This is a genomic window from Pseudoxanthomonas sp., from assembly GCF_036845285.1.
Classification (GTDB): domain Bacteria; phylum Pseudomonadota; class Gammaproteobacteria; order Xanthomonadales; family Xanthomonadaceae; genus Pseudoxanthomonas_A.
The window spans coordinates 98,274-115,828 of sequence record NZ_DAIUEE010000011.1 but is presented as its reverse complement, the minus strand read 5'-3'; the positions used below and the strand labels follow the sequence as shown (position 1 = coordinate 115,828).

At 66.9% G+C, this 17,555-nt stretch carries 18 protein-coding genes; 9 read left to right on the top strand and 9 right to left on the bottom strand.

Annotation, left to right across the window (positions count from 1 at the left end):
• Positions 1-59 precede the first annotated feature (59 nt).
• The 3 genes from cfa to V7060_RS13885 all read right to left on the bottom strand — a co-directional run bounded on the left by cfa (position 60) and on the right by V7060_RS13885 (position 2,387).
• Positions 60-1,178, bottom strand: coding sequence for a cyclopropane fatty acyl phospholipid synthase (gene cfa / locus V7060_RS13895; protein ID WP_334179847.1), 1,119 nt, complete (start codon positions 1,176-1,178; stop codon positions 60-62).
• 6 nt (positions 1,179-1,184) lie between these two features.
• Positions 1,185-2,027, bottom strand: a complete 843-nt coding sequence (locus V7060_RS13890; protein WP_334179846.1) for a DUF4163 domain-containing protein — start codon at positions 2,025-2,027, stop codon at positions 1,185-1,187.
• Positions 2,028-2,093: 66 nt separating this feature from the next.
• The gene (locus V7060_RS13885; protein ID WP_334179845.1) at positions 2,094-2,387 is read right to left on the bottom strand and encodes a GNAT family N-acetyltransferase; all 294 of its coding nucleotides are present in this window, start codon (positions 2,385-2,387) and stop codon (positions 2,094-2,096) included.
• A gap of 198 nt (positions 2,388-2,585) precedes the next feature.
• Between V7060_RS13885 and V7060_RS13880 the strand changes: the two genes are divergently transcribed.
• Positions 2,586-2,789: a hypothetical protein gene (locus V7060_RS13880; protein WP_062355340.1), complete on the top strand. Its 204-nt coding sequence runs from the start codon at positions 2,586-2,588 to the stop codon at positions 2,787-2,789.
• 146 nt (positions 2,790-2,935) lie between these two features.
• Here V7060_RS13880 and V7060_RS13875 read toward each other — a convergent pair whose 3' ends face one another.
• From V7060_RS13875 to V7060_RS13865, 3 genes are all read right to left on the bottom strand, one after another.
• Positions 2,936-3,628, bottom strand: a complete 693-nt coding sequence (locus tag V7060_RS13875) for a hypothetical protein (protein WP_334179844.1) — start codon at positions 3,626-3,628, stop codon at positions 2,936-2,938.
• Between the two features lie 80 nt (positions 3,629-3,708).
• On the bottom strand, positions 3,709-4,323 hold the full coding sequence (locus tag V7060_RS13870) for a rhomboid family intramembrane serine protease (protein WP_334179843.1): 615 nt from the start codon (positions 4,321-4,323) through the stop codon (positions 3,709-3,711).
• Positions 4,324-4,332: 9 nt separating this feature from the next.
• Positions 4,333-5,949 carry an MFS transporter gene (locus V7060_RS13865; RefSeq protein WP_334179842.1) on the bottom strand — a complete coding sequence of 539 codons (1,617 nt, stop codon included), beginning with the start codon at positions 5,947-5,949 and terminating at the stop codon, positions 4,333-4,335.
• 119 nt (positions 5,950-6,068) lie between these two features.
• On the opposite strand from V7060_RS13865, the gene V7060_RS13860 reads away from it, so the two are divergent.
• Entirely contained in the window at positions 6,069-7,853 is a 1,785-nt protein-coding gene (locus V7060_RS13860; protein WP_334179841.1) for a M14 family metallopeptidase, read from the top strand.
• A gap of 178 nt (positions 7,854-8,031) precedes the next feature.
• Here the strand turns inward: V7060_RS13860 and V7060_RS13855 are convergent, their stop codons facing one another.
• Complete coding sequence (locus tag V7060_RS13855; RefSeq protein ID WP_334179840.1) at positions 8,032-8,784, bottom strand: glutathione S-transferase family protein; 753 nt, start codon at positions 8,782-8,784, stop codon at positions 8,032-8,034.
• Between the two features lie 50 nt (positions 8,785-8,834).
• A complete protein-coding gene (locus V7060_RS13850; RefSeq protein ID WP_334179839.1) occupies positions 8,835-9,716 on the bottom strand; it encodes a ZIP family metal transporter in 882 nt (293 codons plus the stop codon).
• A 299-nt stretch (positions 9,717-10,015) separates the two neighbouring features.
• Between V7060_RS13850 and V7060_RS13845 the strand changes: the two genes are divergently transcribed.
• Genes V7060_RS13845 through dbpA form a run of 4 tightly spaced genes read left to right on the top strand, consistent with a single transcriptional unit; the run spans position 10,016 to position 13,220 of the window.
• On the top strand, positions 10,016-10,795 hold the full coding sequence (locus tag V7060_RS13845; RefSeq protein WP_334179838.1) for a YbaY family lipoprotein: 780 nt from the start codon (positions 10,016-10,018) through the stop codon (positions 10,793-10,795).
• A 7-nt stretch (positions 10,796-10,802) separates the two neighbouring features.
• Positions 10,803-11,372: a ribonuclease domain-containing protein gene (locus tag V7060_RS13840; protein WP_334179837.1), complete on the top strand. Its 570-nt coding sequence runs from the start codon at positions 10,803-10,805 to the stop codon at positions 11,370-11,372.
• Positions 11,369-11,803 (top strand): barstar family protein, encoded by a 435-nt coding sequence (locus tag V7060_RS13835; protein WP_334179836.1) that lies wholly within the window; start codon positions 11,369-11,371, stop codon positions 11,801-11,803. The genes V7060_RS13840 and V7060_RS13835 overlap by 4 nt, the downstream gene beginning before the upstream one ends.
• A gap of 40 nt (positions 11,804-11,843) precedes the next feature.
• The gene (gene dbpA, locus V7060_RS13830; protein ID WP_334179835.1) at positions 11,844-13,220 is read left to right on the top strand and encodes an ATP-dependent RNA helicase DbpA; all 1,377 of its coding nucleotides are present in this window, start codon (positions 11,844-11,846) and stop codon (positions 13,218-13,220) included.
• 178 nt (positions 13,221-13,398) lie between these two features.
• Here the strand turns inward: dbpA and V7060_RS13825 are convergent, their stop codons facing one another.
• Positions 13,399-13,608: a cold-shock protein gene (locus V7060_RS13825; RefSeq protein ID WP_055942770.1), complete on the bottom strand. Its 210-nt coding sequence runs from the start codon at positions 13,606-13,608 to the stop codon at positions 13,399-13,401.
• Positions 13,609-13,919: 311 nt separating this feature from the next.
• On the opposite strand from V7060_RS13825, the gene V7060_RS13820 reads away from it, so the two are divergent.
• From V7060_RS13820 to V7060_RS13810, 3 genes are all read left to right on the top strand, one after another.
• The gene (locus V7060_RS13820; RefSeq protein ID WP_334179834.1) at positions 13,920-14,477 is read left to right on the top strand and encodes a YaeQ family protein; all 558 of its coding nucleotides are present in this window, start codon (positions 13,920-13,922) and stop codon (positions 14,475-14,477) included.
• 4 nt (positions 14,478-14,481) lie between these two features.
• Positions 14,482-15,663 carry an NAD(P)/FAD-dependent oxidoreductase gene (locus tag V7060_RS13815; RefSeq protein ID WP_334179833.1) on the top strand — a complete coding sequence of 394 codons (1,182 nt, stop codon included), beginning with the start codon at positions 14,482-14,484 and terminating at the stop codon, positions 15,661-15,663.
• Between the two features lie 69 nt (positions 15,664-15,732).
• On the top strand, positions 15,733-17,346 hold the full coding sequence (locus tag V7060_RS13810) for a carboxylesterase family protein (protein WP_334179832.1): 1,614 nt from the start codon (positions 15,733-15,735) through the stop codon (positions 17,344-17,346).
• The last annotated feature ends 209 nt before the right edge of the window (positions 17,347-17,555 follow it).

Below are 17,555 nucleotides of genomic sequence, written 5' to 3'. Positions count from 1 at the left end.
ACGCAACGCGTCCACGAAGAGCAGGCTCCGGCCTGCTCTTTCCGTTTGTGCGCCTGCGCTCAGCGCGGCGCGATGTAGCCGCCCGGCACGCCGTTCGGCGACAGCGCGAGTTGCCACAGCTGCGAGCGACGGCTGCGGAACGTGGCCATCGAAACCGCGAGGTAGAACCGCCACATCCGGCGGAAACGCTCGTCATAGCGCGCATCCAGCGTGTTCCATGCCGATTCGACATTGGCGTGCCACGCCTGCAGCGTGCGGTCGTAGTCGGCACCGAAGTTGTGCCAGTCCTCCAGCACGAAAACGCCCTCGATCGCGTGCGCGACCTGTGCCGCCGACGGCAGCATCGAATTGGGTAATATGTAGCGCGCGATCCACGGATCCGTCCGCTGCACCGAGCGGTTGCCGCCGATGGTATGCAGCAGGAAAACGCCCTCCGGCGGCAGGCAACGCCGCACCATGGCGAAATAGTCGCCGTAGTTCTTCACGCCCACGTGCTCGAACATGCCCAGCGAGAACGCCGCGTCGAATGGCTCATCCAGTGCGCGGTAATCCTGCAGCCGGATGTCGATCGGCAGCCCGAGGCAAAGCCGGCGCGCGTAGGTCGCCTGCGCCTGCGAGATGGTGATGCCGACGCCCTGCACGCCATACCGTTCGGCGGCGAACTTCAGCGCTTCGCCCCATCCGCAGCCGACGTCGAGTATCCGCATGCCCGGGCGTAGTCCGAGCTTGCGGCAGACCAGGTCCAGCTTGGCTTCCTGCGCGGCGTCCAAGTCCTCCGCATCGCGCCAGTAGCCGCAGCTGTAGACCAGCCTGCGGCCGAGCATGGCCGCGTACAGGTCGTTGCCGAGGTCGTAGTGGCGTCGTCCGACCTCGCTGCTGCGGCGCGGGGACTGCAGGTTCGTCAGGCGCGCACGCAGGGCGTCGAAGATCTCGCCAGCACCGTGCACGCGTTCGTCCAGGCGCGCCGCCAGCAGGCGGGACAGCAGGCCGTCGAGCGAAACGGCATCCCACCAACCGTCCATGTAGCTTTCGCCCAGGCCCAACGAACCCTGCCCCAGCACGCGGGCATGGAAGCGGGGGTCATGGACCTGCATATCCCATGGCCGCTCGCCGCCGATCCGCACATCCGCGTCGGCCAACAGGCCTGCGATCCTGCGCTCGAAGCGGGCGTGCGGCATGGACGGTCAACGGGCGAACAACTCCGCGTACGCCGGCGCGACGTGGGGCAACAGCAACGCGGCAGGCACGTCGACCGTCTGCGTACCGTCGGCGTACGGACCCACCTGATAAGGCGGGAAGACGAAGCGCAGCGCCGCGATGCGACCCGCGGTGTCCAGCACCGGCACGAACTCGCTGAAGTTGCCTGCCTCGGGCCCGGTGCCTTCATCGATCATCCGGAACGTGCTCTTGATCAGCGCCGCGCGGTCCACGGGCGCGAGTTCATCCTCGTCCGCACGGGTCACCACGGCGGTATGCAACTGTTCGCGCACGTAGTCGCTGACGGCCTGCCAGCCCTTGGTATCGGGAACCAGCGCAGCCGCCGTCAGGCGACTGTCCTGTTGCGGCAACCAGACGAAACGCGCGATCAGCGGCTGGCCATGTGCGCCGCCGGTGTAGCGGCTGCCATCCGCGGCCACCGCCACGATCTGCGGCGTGTCCACGACCTGCTCGAATGCGAGCGACAGTTCATAGGGTGCGGACGGCTTGTCGTTGCCGAAGGCATCGACCGCTTCCATCAGTTCGGCACGCTCGGATCCGGCGTAGGCAGACAACGCCTTGACCAGGCCGGGATACCGATTGAGTGTGGCGGGATAGCTGATACCCACGACATAGCGATCGGTGGTTTCGATGACATCCTTCAGCTCGACCGGGGCATCGGGCGCCACCGGCACGGTCGCAGGCGCCTCCGGCGTGCCGGCGGTCGTCGGCGGGGCGGCTTCACGCTGGCAGGCGGACAACGCCACCAACGCCATCATGGCCAGGGTGGCCTGGCGGGTCGCGCTACGGGATTTTGGGGGGAATGACACGTTCGGGCTCCTTCCGAGTGTGATGGCCGTCATTCTAGGCCGCGCTACCGCCGTCATCCATCGCGATCATCCATCCACCAGATCAGCGTACTCGGGATGCCGCCGGACGTAGGCGGCAGAGTACGAACAGGCAGGCACCACGCGCCATCCCTGCCCGCGCGCGTGGTCGAGCGCCGCCTTCACCAATGCGGCGGCGACGCCACGACCACCGATCTCCTCGGGCACGCCCGTGTGATCGATGACCATGCGCCCGTCGCGCAGCGAGTAAACGAGTTCGGCGTCGTATCCGTCCAGGCGGAGGGAGAAACGCCGCGCAGCCGGGTCGTGATGAAGGTTGAAGGAGGTCGGGTCACTGGTCATGGCAGCTCCGTGGCGGTGGACTCAGGAGCATTGTGACCCAATGCCCATCCGGCGCCGAGGCAGAACTGGACGCAGCGCGTCACATTCACGCTTGTGAACGAAACACCGGCGACGCCGAGCGTGACCGGCTTCGCAGTTCCGTAGTTGGCACGATTACTGCGTGACATGGCCCATAGACCTGCATCCCGGAGTTCCACCATGAGCCTGATCGACGCACTGCCTGATGTCTCCAATGCAAGCGACTTCACCCTGCTGGAAGGCCTGTACCAGCTCACCGTCACCGGCCATACCGATGCGTGGGAGTTCGAGAAACTCAACAACGCCGTGTACGAGCGTTTGATGTCCACCTACTCCGGCAGCGAGACTGCGGGCGTGCACGCCGTGCACTCCCTGATGGACTGATCCACCCCGTACGACTTCCATCGGGCGCTCCGGCGCGGCGCAGGGGTCCGCCTTCGGGTGTGACTGCCGCGCCGGAGTCCCGTCCCACCTGCATCGCCGATGCAGGCAGAACGAAACCCCGCCTTCCATGACCCGAACGTGGCGCCCTACTCGCCGCGATGATCGCGCTTGCCCTGGTTGCGCCGGTCCTGCGTGCCCGCACTGCCCTGGATCGCTTTCATGCGGCTCTCCGCCGCATGCAGCTCCTGCGCCTTGCCCGCGGCCTCGTTCGATACGAACCCCGCGTCCGGCATACCGGGTTGCCCGTTCTGATCCAAGTGCTGCCACGGCGCCGGCTGGCGATCATGCTCGTGCTTCTGTTCCAGCAGCGCGCGCGCCGTAGCCAGTGCCTGCGCCGGCGTGATCTTGCGCGGGGCGCGTTTGCGCGGTGCCGCCTTCTTGGAGGGCGTCTTGCGCACGGTGGCATGTTTTGTCGCTGCCTTTTTCGCTATCGGCCGCTTGGGCGCGGCTTTTTTCACCGCTTTCCTTACCGCTTTCTTTACCGTTTTCTTCGCTGCCTGTTTCGTTGCCTTCCTGGCAGCGGGCTTCTTCGCGACCGTCTTGCGTGCGGTCTTCCTGGCGACCTTGCGTGCTGCGGTCTTCTTCGCGGCTTTCTTGACGGTCTTGCGCGGCGCGGCCTTCCCGACCGCCTTCTTCGCAACGCGCTTCCTGGTAGCGGCTTTCTTCACGACCTTCTTCGCGGCCTTCTTCACCGCCTTGCGGACAGTGCTCGTTTTGGCCGCCGTCTTCTTGGCGGCTTTCCTGACTGCCTTCTTGGCTACTGCCTTGCGGGTCGCCATGCGCTCCTCCACGGGTGGGACACGCCACGGGGATAACACGGCCCACCTTCAATGCAGGTGAGCAAAGTCGCAATGGCGGTTTAACCGAAACTCGGGTGCGACAGTTCCTGCAGGAAGTGCCCCACCACGCCGGTGTCCATCACCACCAGGAACAGCACACCGTAGGCGGCGCCAGCGAGGTGCGCGCCATGGTTAATGTTGTCGCCGCCGCGCTTGTCCATCCAGATGCTGTAGGCGATATAGAGCACCGCGAACACGATGGCCGGCATCGGGACGAAGAACACGCCGATCCTGGCCCACGGCGCCAGCATGATGAAGGCGAACAGCACCGCCGACACCGCACCGGATGCGCCGAGGCTGCGGTAGTTGGGATCCTTCTGGTGCTTCAGGTAGGTCGGCAGGATCGACACCACCAACGCCGAGAAGTAGAACAGCGGGAACACCCACGGCCCCTTCTGCGCCGCCATCCAGCCCTCGATCTGGCGACCGAAGAAGAACAGCGTGAACATGTTGAAGAACAGGTGCCAGAAATCGGCATGGATGAAGCCGTAGGTCACCAACCGGTCGTACTGGCGATGGCGGTCGATCGCCGGCGGCCAGAGGATCAGCCGCATCAGCAGCGCCGGCGTACGGAAAGCGATCAGGCTGATCACGCAGGTGGCGGCGATGATCAACAGGGTGACGGGTGCGTCCATTGATCGTCCTCAAGCCGCGGTGCGGTAGTTGTCCTGCATCGGGTAGGTCCTGGCGTACAGCGCGAACGCCAACGCCGCCACGAAGGCGAACCCCGCGAAGAAGAACATCAGGAACGCGTTCTCGGTCCAGCCCTGCGACTGGATCCAGCCAATCACCGCCGGATCGCGCACGCTCGCATTCGTCAGCAGCACCCACAGGCCACCGAACGTGCTGGTCAGGTACCAGAACGCCATGATCACGCCCTTCATCGCCATGGGTGCCTGGCTGTAGGCGAACTCCAGCGCGGTGGCCGACACCAGCACTTCGCCGAAGGTCAGCAGCAGGTAGGGCAGCGTCTGCCAGGCCAGCGAGACCTGCTCGCCATCGTCCATCTGCAGTTGCAGCATGCCGGCGACGATCCACGACAGCGCGGAGATGGCGATGCCCCAGCCCATCCGGCGCAACGCGGTGACGTTGAAGCCCATGCGGCGCAACGCCGGGTACAGCACCAGGTTGTTGAACGGGATCAGCAGCATGACCATCAGCGGATTCAGCGCCTGCATCTGCGTGGCGTCCTTCACCAGCCAGCTCGGCCACCACCACAGGTCGTGCGGGATCACCATCGCCTTGCCCTGGATGACCCAGGTCGAGGCCTTCTGGTCGAACAGCGACCAGAACGGCGTGACCAGTGCGAACACGATCAGGATGCGCAGCACCGAACGCACACCTTCGATGGCGGCATCGGGATGCACGCCACGCGCACGCTCGAGTTGCAGCGAGGCGCCGAAGCCGACGCCGGCGATGATCGCGCCCAGCGCGAGGCACGCTGTGATGACGAACCCCCACGCATCGGGCCAGATGCCGACGCCTGCAAACTTCAGCGCCCACAGCGCCAGCATTACCACAGCACCGATCATGCCCGTGGCAGCGACCAGCGTACCGATGCCGAAACCCTTGCCCAGCAGCGCGCTGCGCACGATGTTGAGGAAGGAATCGGGATCGTTTCCGCGCGACGGCGGCACGTTGACGTACTTGTGGCGACCCAGCCAGAAGATGAAGGTCGCGATGAACATCAGGATGCCCGGGATGCCGAACGCCCACGCCGGGCCCCAGCTGCGCAGCACCAGCGGCATCAGCAGCGAGGCGAAGAACGAACCGAAGTTGATGATCCAGTAGAACGCATCGAAGACGAGCTTCGCCTTGCTCTTGTTGCTCTGGTCGAACTGGTCGCCGCAGAACGTCACCACCAGTGGCTTGATGCCGCCCGACCCCAGCGCGATCAGGAACAGGCCGGTATAGAACCCCGTCGCGTTGCTTTCGAAAAACGCCAGGCAGGCGTGGCCGGCGCAGTAGATCAGCGAGAACCAGAGGACGGTGTTGTACTTGCCGAAGTAGCGGTCCGACAGCCAGCCGCCCAACAACGGGAAGAAGTACACGCCGATGACGAAGCTGTGGAACAGGTCCTTCGCCGCGCCTTCCCTCGCCGCCTGGTCCGGCAGGTAGGCCAGCAGCACCGAGCTGATCAGGAACGGCACCAGGATGTTGCGCATCCCGTAGAAGCTGAACCGCTCGCAGGCCTCGTTGCCGATGATGTAGGGAATCTGGCGGGGCATGCGGCCCTGGTTGGCTTCTACAGTGGTGCTCATCCGATCTTCCGGTGAAAAAGTCCCGGAAGGGTACCGTATCCGCCCGAGCAGGGTCGAACCATGGGGACGTCCGGAACGCGCTGATCGGGGACTGGGACTGTCCGCGATTGCGCGGCATCATGCGCCTCTGCCCTGTTCAGGAATTCACCGTGCTGCGACCGCTCTGCGCCACCTTGCTGCTGGCTCTGATACCACTGGCGAACGCCCAGTCCCCGTTGACGACGGTGTCGGAGCGTTCCGGTTTCATCGAGACCGGTCGCTACGAGGAAGTCACGGCGTTGTGCGACGCCTTCGCACGCCAGTATCCGAAGGCGGTGCGCTGCATCACGTTCGGCACCACGCCCGAGGGACGGCCGATGAAGGCGCTGGTCGCGTCCACCAGCGGCGCATTGACGCCCGAGCAGGCGCGGCGACGCGGACTGCCCGTCGTACTGATCCAGGGCGGCATCCACGCCGGCGAGATCGACGGCAAGGATGCGGGCTTTCTCGCCCTGCGCGAGGTACTGGAAGGCAAGGCGGCAAGCGGCGCGCTGGACAAGCTGGCGTGGGTGTTCGTGCCGGTGTTCAACGTCGACGGCCATGAGCGTTTCGGCGCCTGGAACCGCCCCAACCAGCGCGGCCCGAAGGAAATGGGCTGGCGCACCACCGCGCAGAACTACAACCTCAACCGCGACTACCTGAAGGCCGACACGCCCGAAATGCAGGCGATGCTGCAACTGGTGCAGCGCTGGGATCCGCTGGTGACCGTGGACCTGCACGCCACCAACGGCGCGCAGTTCGAGCACGACATCTCGATCCAGGTGGAGCCGGTGCATGCTGGCGATGCGGGCCTGCGCAAGGCGGGCCTGGCGCTGCGCAGCGGCGTCATCGACGATCTGGCGAAGCAGGGTTCGCTGCCGCTGCCCTACTACCCGTCGTTCGTGGTGCAGGACGATCCAACCTCCGGTTTTGAGGACAGCGTGCCGCCGCCGCGCTTCTCGCATGGCTATTTCCTGCTGCGCAACCGCATCGCCATGCTGGTCGAAACGCATTCGTGGAAGGAGTACCCGGTGCGCGTGCGCATCACCCGCAACACGGTGGTATCCGTGCTGGAGCAGGTGGCACGCGACGGCGCCGCCTGGCAGGCTGCGGCGAAACAGGCGGATGTCGCAGCCGGGGAACTGGGTGGCAAGCAGGAGCCGCTGACCTATGTGGCCGCGCCCACCGCACATACCGTGGATTTCCGCGGCTACGCTTACACCCGCACGAAGTCCGATGTCTCCGGCGCGTTGATGACGCGCTACGACGAGACCACGCCGCAGGTCTGGAAGGTGCCGCTGAAGGACGACATCCGCCCCGGTATCGTGGTCGAAGCGCCGGGTGCGGGCTACGTGGTACCCGCCGCCGACGCATCCTGGGTGGCGGCCGTGTTGAAGACGCACGGCGTGGAGTACCGCCTGCTCGGCAAGCCGTGGCAAGGCGACGCGGAAACCTTCCGCGCCAGCAAGAGCAGCTTCGGCACCGGCTCGGTGGAAACACACCAGCGTCTGACCGTGGAAGGCCGTTGGCAGCACGAGGCGCGCAGCGTGCCGGCGGGTTCTCTGTTCGTCCCCATCGCGCAGGCGAAGTCGCGCCTGGTCATGGGATTGCTGGAACCGCTGGCGCCGGACTCGCTGCTCGCATGGGGTCGCTTCAACAATGCCTTCGAGCGCAAGGAATACATGGAGGACTACGTGGCCGAGGGCGTCGCACGCGAGATGCTGCGCGACCCGAGGGTCAAGGCCGAATTCGAGAAGAAGCTGCGCGAGGACATGGCGTTCGCCGCCGATCCCAACGCACGGCTGGAGTTCTTCTACCGTCGCCATCCTTCGTGGGATGAGCGTTACCAGCTGTATCCGGTGCTGCGCGTCGATACGGCACCGTAAAACCGGACGGCTCTTGTAGGAGCGACGTCAGTCGCGACCGCACGCCCCACCTTCATGCGGAAAGCCGGCCGTTCTCCTTCCGGGCGCGCTGCGGCGCGCTCTTGTTCCTGCACGGGACACGGCCATCGGGGCGCGGTCGCGACTGACGTCCCTCCTACAGAAAAGCAGAAATGCTCGCTCAAGCAAGCCGTCGCAGCCCATACCGCGGCGGCGCGTCACCATAGGTGGTATCGGTGAGCGGCGCGCCCATCGTCGCCAGCACCGCACGCTGCTCCGGCAGCGGCGTGCGCAGCGTGCCGTCCTCGTACTTCGCCAGTGTGCGGAACGCCGGCAGCGCCCATGCGCGCTCGAGGAACGCCGCGACGCGCGGCCAGCGCGCTGCATCCACCTGGTAGCGCACGAAGACCGCATTGCGGAAGAAAGCCGCGATGCTGATGTCGGCGATGGAGAGGTCGCCAAAGATCCAGCCGGCGTCCGGCAACTGCGCTTCCAGATAGTCCAGCGCGACCGGCAATTCCTCCTCGCGCGCCTTGCGCACCACGTCTTCGTCCATGCCTTCGTTGAAGAGGAAGCGGCGCACGCCCTTCTGGAAGAACATGCGCCAGACAATGACATCGCCCAGTTGGGAATCGGCGTACTCCTCCAGCCAGCGCGCCTTTGCCCGCTGTACCGGATCGGACGGGTACAGCGATGGCTGCGGAAAGCGGTCCTGCAGGTATTCGCAGATGACGGTGGAATCGTTGAGCACCAGGTCGCCATCGAGCAGCACGGGAATGCGCCGCAGCGGACTGAGTCGCCCGAACGCCTCGTCGCCGACGAACGGCGCGATGGGATCGATCCGGTAAGGAATGCCCTTCAGTTCCAGGCACACCAGCACCTTGCGCACGTAGGGCGACAGGTAGTTGCCGATGATGGTCAGCGGTTCGCTCATGGAATGGCTCCTCCGGAATGGCGGCAGCGTGCGCACCTCCCGGCACGCGGTCAACCCAGCGCGGTATCCAGCGCCATCATCAGGCAGAAGCCGACCGCCAGCCCGAGCGATGCCGTGGTGCCGTTGCCATGCCGGTTGGCTTCCGGAATCACGCTGTGGCCGACGGCGATCAGCATGGCGCCCGCCGCGAATGCCAGCCCCCACGGCAACAGCATCGACGACAGCGTGACCGCCCATGCGCTGGCGACCGCCGCCAGGGGTTCGGCGACACCCGACAGGGCGCCGATGAAGACCGATTTGCTGCGTGCCATGCCCGCCGTCGTCAACACCAGCGCCACCACCAGGCCTTCCGGGATGTCCTGCAACGCGATGCCCACCGCCAGGCCCTCGGCACCCCGGACGCCGCCACCGGCCGCGACGCCGACCGCCATCCCTTCCGGCACGTTGTGCAGCGCGATGACGAGCACGAACAGCATCACCCTCGGTGGCACCCGCGGCCGGTCCGCATCGCGCGGATCGTCGACTGCACCGCGATCCAGTGCGAGCAACGCCATTGCGCCGAACATCACGCCGGCGCTGATCACCGCCGCCGCACCCCATGCCGAGTAGCCCGCGCGCCCTGCCGCTTCCAGCCCCGGCAGCACCAGCGAGAACGCCGTCGCCGCCAGCATCACGCCTGCGCCAAAGCCCAGCATGCCGTCCGCCAGTTGCTGCGGCATTCGCTTCACCACCCAGACGGGCATCGCGCCCAATGCCGTGGCCAGCGCACACAGGGCACCGCCCCGCATCGCACGGCGGAGACCGCTTGCGTCGTCCACGGGAATCGCCATCGGCAACCACAGGGCCACCATGACAATCACCAGCACGGCCACGACGAAGGGCCACGCCGCCTGTGCACGGGTGTAGGCGAAGGGCTGCAGGACACGATTCATGCCGGTTCCACGCGCATTGCGGAGACGTCGCATCCGATACTAGTCCCGCATCGCGGTGCGTCTTCATCGCAAAACTGAACTGCCTCGCTGCGGTGTGGCGTCGGTGATTCGGGACGCATGGGTGCTTCAAGGGCTGCGATCTGTTTCCCATCCACGTCACGGCCCGCGGCGCGCGCCGGTTCGCGCCGGCGGCATCATGCCGGCATGCGTCCGACGATCGGCTGTTCCAGCGTTGACGAACTATTACAGGGGGCGACCGCTAAGCTGGCCGCCCGCCACCAACCCGAGGAGCGCACGCCATGGTCCGTCCGTTGTTGTTCGCCGCGTGCCTGCTGAGCCTCGCGGCGTGCCAGTCGCCGACCGCCGTGCCGCCCCCGGCCGATGCCGCCGTTCCTCCACAGGCCACCGCCATCCACGGCCGCGCCATCTACCTTGAGCGGATTGCAGCGCCGCCTGGCGCGACCCTCAGCGTGCAGCTGGTGGACAACCAGTTGGCCGACACGCCCGCCGCCGTGGTGGCCAGCCAGGACTTCACCGACCTCAAAGGCCCGCCGTTCGCCTTCGCCCTGCCCTACGACGCCACCAAGCTGCGCCCGAACGGCCAGTACGGCCTGCATGCCGGCCTGCGCGATGCCGAAGGCACGCTCTGGTTCGTCACCGACACGCGTGTACCGGTGACGCCGGGTTCGACAGCGCCGGTCGAGTTCCGCATGGTGCGCGCAGGCGGCGATCCGGTCGCGCCCGCAACCGGTGGCAACCCCTGGGAGCAGGCCAAGGCACGCGGCAGTGCGTTCCGGGGCATCGGCACCGAACCCGGATGGTCGGTGGAGGTTGGCGGCGGCGCGACACCGCGACTGCTGGCAGACCTGGACTACGGCGAACGCAGGATCGAGGTCCTCCGGACCAACAGGACGGCGGACGGTTACGTAGGCAGCACTGCCGATGGCCTGGCCGTGTCGCTGACGACGAAGCAGGAACCCTGCAGCGACGGCATGAGCGACACCGAGTATCCCGCCTCGGCGATCCTGACCGTCGCAGGCAAGACCTACCGCGGCTGCGGCCGCTTCCTGACGGAATGATGCACGCATGAGTCGACGTTCCCGCGCACGCCGCCAGAGCCGCCAACGCCTTCCCCTCTTCGCTTTCTTCGTACTGCTGGTGCTCGGCGCAGGGGCGTGGTGGTGGTCGCAGCGGGACGACGCACCGGCCGCGCCGGTAGCGACCTCACAGGAAACGGCGCATTCCCGCCCGGCCAGCGCCGTCCTGGCCTTGCCGCCGGTGGAGCAGACGCGTCCCGGCGAACTCGCCGGAAACGTGCCCGACGTCGCCCCGCCGGCGACACCCGCACCGTCGCGCAGCACCGCCGCGCTGCCCGCCTTCCTGCCAGCGGAAGCGCGGTACACGCTGGACCTGATCCAGCGTGGCGGACCGTTCCCGCACCGGCAGGACGGCAGCGTCTTCCAGAACCGCGAAGGGCAGCTGCCGCGTCAGTCGCGCGGCTACTACCGGGAATACACCGTCGACACGCCCGGGCTCGACCACCGCGGCGCACGGCGCATCGTCACCGGCGGCCAGCCGCCGCGCGAGTACTACTACACCGACGACCACTACGAGAGCTTCCGCCGGTTCGAGATCGCCAACGGAGCCACGCCATGAGCGAAACCGGTTTCGATCCCGGCCTGGCCGATCCTGCCCGCGCGGGCGTGTTCTTCGTCACCGAGGACGACCTGGACCCGTTGTCGGCGGTCGGCCGCGACGCGGGCCTGCTGGCGCGGCGCATCGACCTGTCCGGCTGCGACGGCAAGTCGGCCCTGCTGCTGCGCATCGCCACCGTGCTGGACTTCCCGCAGACCTCGGGACGCAACTGGGACGCGCTGTCCGACAGCCTGCGCGATCTGTCCTGGCTGGACGCGCCCGGCTACGTGCTGTTGTTCGAACAGGCGCACGAACTGCGCGACCGTGCCGAAGCCGATTTCGACACCCTGCTCGATATCCTCGATGAGGCTTCGCAGTCGTGGGCCACCGAGGACACCCCGTTCTGGGCCTTCATCGCATTGCCGGAAGAGGATTTCCCGGACCTGCAGTGAGCCGGCCGGCGGCGGGCGCGCCGATCTGCGAAAATGCGCCATGCTCGATTTCACTTCACTTCCGCTGGCGCCCGGTCTCCAACAGGGTGTCCAGGCGCTGGGATACACCCGGCCCACGCCCATCCAGGCCCGCAGCCTGCCCGCCATCCTCGAAGGCCGCGATGTCATCGCGCAGGCGCCGACCGGCAGCGGCAAGACCGCCGCCTTCGGCCTGGGCCTGCTGCACCGGCTCGATGTCGCCACGGTGCGCACGCAGGCGCTGGTGCTGTGCCCCACGCGCGAGCTGGCGGACCAGGTGGCGCAGCAATTGCGCAAGCTGGCGATCGGCATTCCCAACCTGAAAGTGCTCACGCTGTGCGGCGGCATGCCGCTGGACCCCCAACTGCGTTCGCTGGAAGCGCACGACCCGCAGGTCGTGGTCGGCACGCCGGGCCGCATCCAGGAACTGCTGCGCAAGAAAGCGCTGCACCTGGGCGGCGTTCGCACGCTGGTGCTGGACGAAGCGGACCGGATGCTCGACATGGGGTTCGAGGAACCGATCCGCGAGATCACCGGCAAGACACCGAAAGAGCGCCAGAGCCTGCTGTTCTCGGCCACCTTCACCGATGCCATCCGCGGGATCGCCCGCAGCACGCTGCGCGATCCGCTTGAAGTCACCGTCGACGCGCCGCAGGAACAGGCGGTGATCGAGCAGCGCTTCGTGCAGGTCGATCCCGCGCGCAAGCAGACGGCCCTTGCCGGCCTGCTCGCGCAGCACCGCGTCGAATCCGGCGTCGTGTTCTGCAACATGCGCAAGGACGTGGACGAAGTCGCCGGTTCGCTGCAGCACTTCGGCTTCTCCGCCCTCGCCCTGCACGGCGACATGGAACAGCGCGACCGCGACGAGGTGCTGGTGCGCTTCGCCAACCGCAGCTGCAACGTGCTGGTCGCCAGCGACGTGGCCGCACGCGGGCTGGATATCGAGGACCTGGCGCTCGTCGTCAACTACGACATGCCGAGCGACGCCGACACCTATGTGCACCGCATCGGCCGTACCGGCCGTGCCGGCCGGGATGGCCTGGCGATCAGCCTGTGCACGCCGCGCGAGTTGCCGCGTGCCGACGTCATCCAGGAACGCCTGGGCGCGCCGCTGCTGTGGGACCGCCAGGTCCCGTCGGCGCCCAAGGCCAATACCGCGCCGCCTGCCGCGATGGCCACGCTGCGCATCGATGCCGGCAAGACCGACAAGCTGCGCCCCGGCGATGTGCTGGGCGCGCTGACCGGCGACGCCGGCCTGTCGGCATCGGCGATCGGCAAGATCAACGTGTTCGCCACGCGCACTTATGTGGCGGTCGCGCGCGACAAGGCCGCGGCTGCGCTGGCCCGTCTCAATGCCGGCAAGATCAAGGGCCGCAGTTTCCGCGTGCGGAAGCTTTGACCCTTCCATCATGCAGGGTGCTGTGGGAGCGACGTAAGTCGCGATGAAGCGCCCACATGGTGTCTTGTGCCGATGATCGCGACTGACGTCGTTCCCACGACAAAAACAGAAACGCACAAACAAAAACGCCGGCGCTTGCGCACCGGCGTTTTCTTGAACCGTTGGGTTCAGCGCTGGATTACAGCGGCTGCACCTGGTCGGCCTGCATGCCCTTCTGGCCCTGCACGGCGACGAAGGAGACCGCCTGGCCTTCCTTCAGCGACTTGAAGCCATTGCCCTGGATCGAGCGGAAGTGCACGAACAGGTCGGGGCCGCTCTGCGGGGTGATGAAGCCGAAGCCCTTGGCGTCGTTGAACCACTTGACGGTACCGGTCTGACGATCAGACATCTTTACTAACTCCTGAAACATGGATGAAAGGACCACAACCCCGGCATTGGACCGGGACGGGACTGGGTTTGCAGGCGTTGGTAAAGCGGGAAGATGTAGCAGATGTATCTACCGCATCAGGCTCACGATTCACGGTGACCCTGGCAAGCACAGTGCCGCGCACTCTACCGGGGTTTTCACGTAAAAGCGAATCCCTTTCGCAGGAAAGCTGAACAGGGGGCATTCCGCGCTGCGGTCCAACCGATCGCATCCCCATCCGGCACGCCCGCGTAGCCGGCGTATGATGGCGCCCCTTTCGTCGAACCCCCGCCATGGCGCTCAAGTCCACCGTCGTCAAAGCCGAACTGCAGATCAGCGACATGGACCGGCATTACTACGGTACCCATGCCCTGACGCTGGCCCAGCATCCGTCCGAGACCGACGAGCGCCTGATGGTCCGGCTGATCGCATTCGCCCTGTTCGCCGCCGATCGCCTGGAGTTCGGCAAGGGCCTGAGCAATGAAGAAGAACCCGACCTGTGGCGCAAGGACTACACCGGGCTGATCGAACGATGGATCGACCTGGGCCAGCCGGACGAGTCCCGCATCCGCAAGGCCTGCGGGCGCGCCAACGAGGTGGTCGTCGTCAATTACGGAGGCCGCGCCGCCGACCTCTGGTGGGACAGGAACGCCGCGTCGCTGGCACGCCACCGCAACCTGACCGTGCTCGACATCGCCCCCGAAGCGGTGGAGGCCCTCACCGCGCTGATGGTGCGCAGCATGCGCTTCCACGTGATGATCCAGGACGGTGAAATGCAGTGGATGACCGACGACCAGGTGGTCAGCGTCATCCCGTCGACCCGGCAGGCAGGCCTCGCCCGGGCCGCCTGAGCGCATGCTGTCCACCCATGATGTGCTGGTCATCGGCGGCGGTGCCGCCGGCCTGATGACCGCCCTCACCGCGGGCCAGCGCGGCCTGCGCGTACTGGTGGTCGAACACGCCAACAAGGTGGGCAAGAAAATCCTGATGTCGGGCGGTGGACGCTGCAACTTCACCAACACCGGCACCACGCCGGCCAACTTCCTGTCGGCCAATCCGCACTTCTGCAAGTCCGCGCTGGCGCGCTACACGCCGGCGGATTTCATCGAACGGGTCGAGCATCACCGCATCGCGTACCACGAGAAGGAACTCGGCCAGCTGTTCTGCGATGTCTCGTCCAAGCTCATCGTGAAGCTGCTGGTGGACGAATGCCTGGCGGCCGGCGTGCGCATCGAGACCGGCTGCAGCGTGCACAAGGTCGAACAAGCCGAGGGCGTGTTCCGGCTGGACACGGCGATCGGCCGGTTCGCCGCGCCATCGCTGGTGATCGCCACCGGCGGCCTGTCGATCCCGAGCATGGGCGCCACCGGCTTCGGCTACGAACTGGCGCGCCAGTTCGGCCACGAGGTGCTGCCCACGCGCGCGGGCCTGGTGCCGTTGACGCTGAGCGGCAAGCACCAGGAGCGGCTGGCTGACCTGAGCGGCCTCGCGCTCCCCGTCGAAGCCCGCTGCGGCAAGGCGCGCTTCCGCAATTTCATGCTGCTGACCCATCGCGGCGTCAGCGGGCCATCGATCCTGCAGATCTCGTCCTACTGGCAACCGGGCGACGACCTGCGCCTGGACCTGCTGCCCGATCGCGATGCGCTGGACTGGCTGCAGTCGCAGCAGACGCAGCGTCCCGATGCCGAACTGAAGACCGTGCTGTCCGACGCGCTGCCGCGCCGTTTCGCCCAGCGCCTGTGCGAAGTCTGGCTGCCGAACCGGCCGATGAAGCAGTTCAACGCGCCGCAGCTCAAGGATGCGGCGGCGCTGCTCGCCGATTGGCCGCTGGTCGCCAGCGGCACGGAAGGCTATCGCACCGCCGAGGTCACGCTGGGCGGCGTGGACACCGATGGCGTGTCCAGCAGCACGATGATGTCCAAGCGCGTGCCGGGCCTGTTCTTCGTCGGCGAGGTGCTCGACGTCACCGGCTGGCTGGGCGGCTACAACTTCCAGTGGGCGTGGGCGTCCGGCCACGCGGCAGGCATGGCGGTCTGACGCACTGCGGCGTTCCTGCCCGGCCCTGCTTTGCTAGCCTCCGGAAACCGGTGTCATTCCAAGGTTTCCATGCATTCTCCTTCCTGCCATGCGTCCAGGCGCCGCTTCCTGACCCAGCTGGCCGGCACATCCAGCCTGGTCCTGGTTTCCGCCGCCGTGCCTGTCCATGCCCGAACGCGCAGTTCCACCTTGGCGACCACCCGCAGCGGCCGCATCGCCGGCGTCATGGATCGCGGCATCCACGTCTTCCGGGGCGTGCCCTACGGTGCCGATACCGCTACGCGCCGCTTCCAGCGGGCCTTGAAGGAAATCGCCTGGACCGGCACGCGCGATGCCACCCGCTTCGGCGCCTCCGCTCCGCAGCGCGGCGATGCCGATGGCCAGCCGGTCAGCGAAGACTGCCTGTTCCTCAACGTGTACACGCCCACCCTGCGCGATGGCGGCAAGCGGCCGATCCTGGTCTATGTCCACGGCGGCGGCTACAACAACGGCTCGGGATCGCATCCGCTCTACGACGGTGTGAACCTGTGCCGTCGCGGCGATGTCGTCGTGGTCACCGTCAACCATCGGCTCAATGCGTTCGGCTATCTCCACCTAGGCGAAAGCGGCGACGAGCGCGTGCGGGACGCAGGCAACGTCGGCCAGCTCGACCTGATCGATGCGCTGCACTGGGTGCGCGAGCACGCGCACGAATTCGGTGGCGATGCCGGCAACGTCACCGTGTTCGGCCAGTCGGGCGGCGGCGCGAAGATCGCCACGCTGATGGCGATGCCGCAGGCCGACGGCCTGTTCCACAAGGCGATGACGATGAGTGGCCAGCAGGTGACCGCCGCCGGCCCGCGCGCGGCGGCCCAGCGCACCACGCTGTTCCTGGCGGCACTGGGCCTCGGTCCGCACGATGTCGACCGCGTGCTGGCCTTGCCGATGACCCGCCTGCTCGAGGCACTGCAGGTCCGTGATCCGTCGCGCGTGGAGGACACTGCGCTCCACTTCGGTCCGGTGCTGGATTCACGCAGCCTGCCGCGCCATCCCTTCTATCCCGACGCACCGGCGCAATCCGCGCGCATCCCGATGATCATCGGCAATACGCGCGACGAAACGCGCGCCTTCCTCGGCAACGACACCGCGAACTTCGCGCTGACCTGGGAACAACTGCCGCAGAAACTGCGCGAGCAGCAATTCGTGGACCTGTCGCCGGAGGTGGTGATCGCCGAATACCGACGGCTGTATCCGGACTACACGCCATCGGAGGTCTTCTTCGCCGCGACCACCGCGGGACGTTCGTGGCGTGGTGCCATCATCGAAGCCGAGGAACGCGCAAGACAGGGGTCGCCCGCGTGGGTCTACCAGCTCGACTGGCGCTCACCTGCAGAGGGCGGACGGCTGCGCGCCTTCCACACGCTCGACATCCCGCTGGTGTTCGACAACGTGGCCGCCGAGGGATCGAAGACCGGCACCGATGCGCGCGCCCGCGCGATGGCGGCGCGAATGAGTTCCGCACTGATCGCATTCGCCCGCGACTGTGACCCGAATCATGCAGGCCTTCCCGCCTGGTCGCCGTACACACTGCCGCAGCGGCAAACGATGGTGTTCGACGACGAGTCCGGTCTGCAGGACGACCCGCGCGGCGGCGAGCGCCGGGTCTACGAACGCGTGCCCTTCATCCAGCGAGGTACGACGTAGCGTGCGCCATGCGCACGACCTCAGGGATGCGTGCACCCTCCCATCGTGCGCGCAGCGCACGCTACGACATCGCTTCGGCGGCGATCTCGAACGAACGCAGATCGGCAGGGGCACGACGGTGGGCGAAGGCCCACCCTACGATTGCATGACGTCTGCAACGCTCTCGCGCGAGCGCAGGCACCCGGCGCGACCGAAGACATCGCCGCACG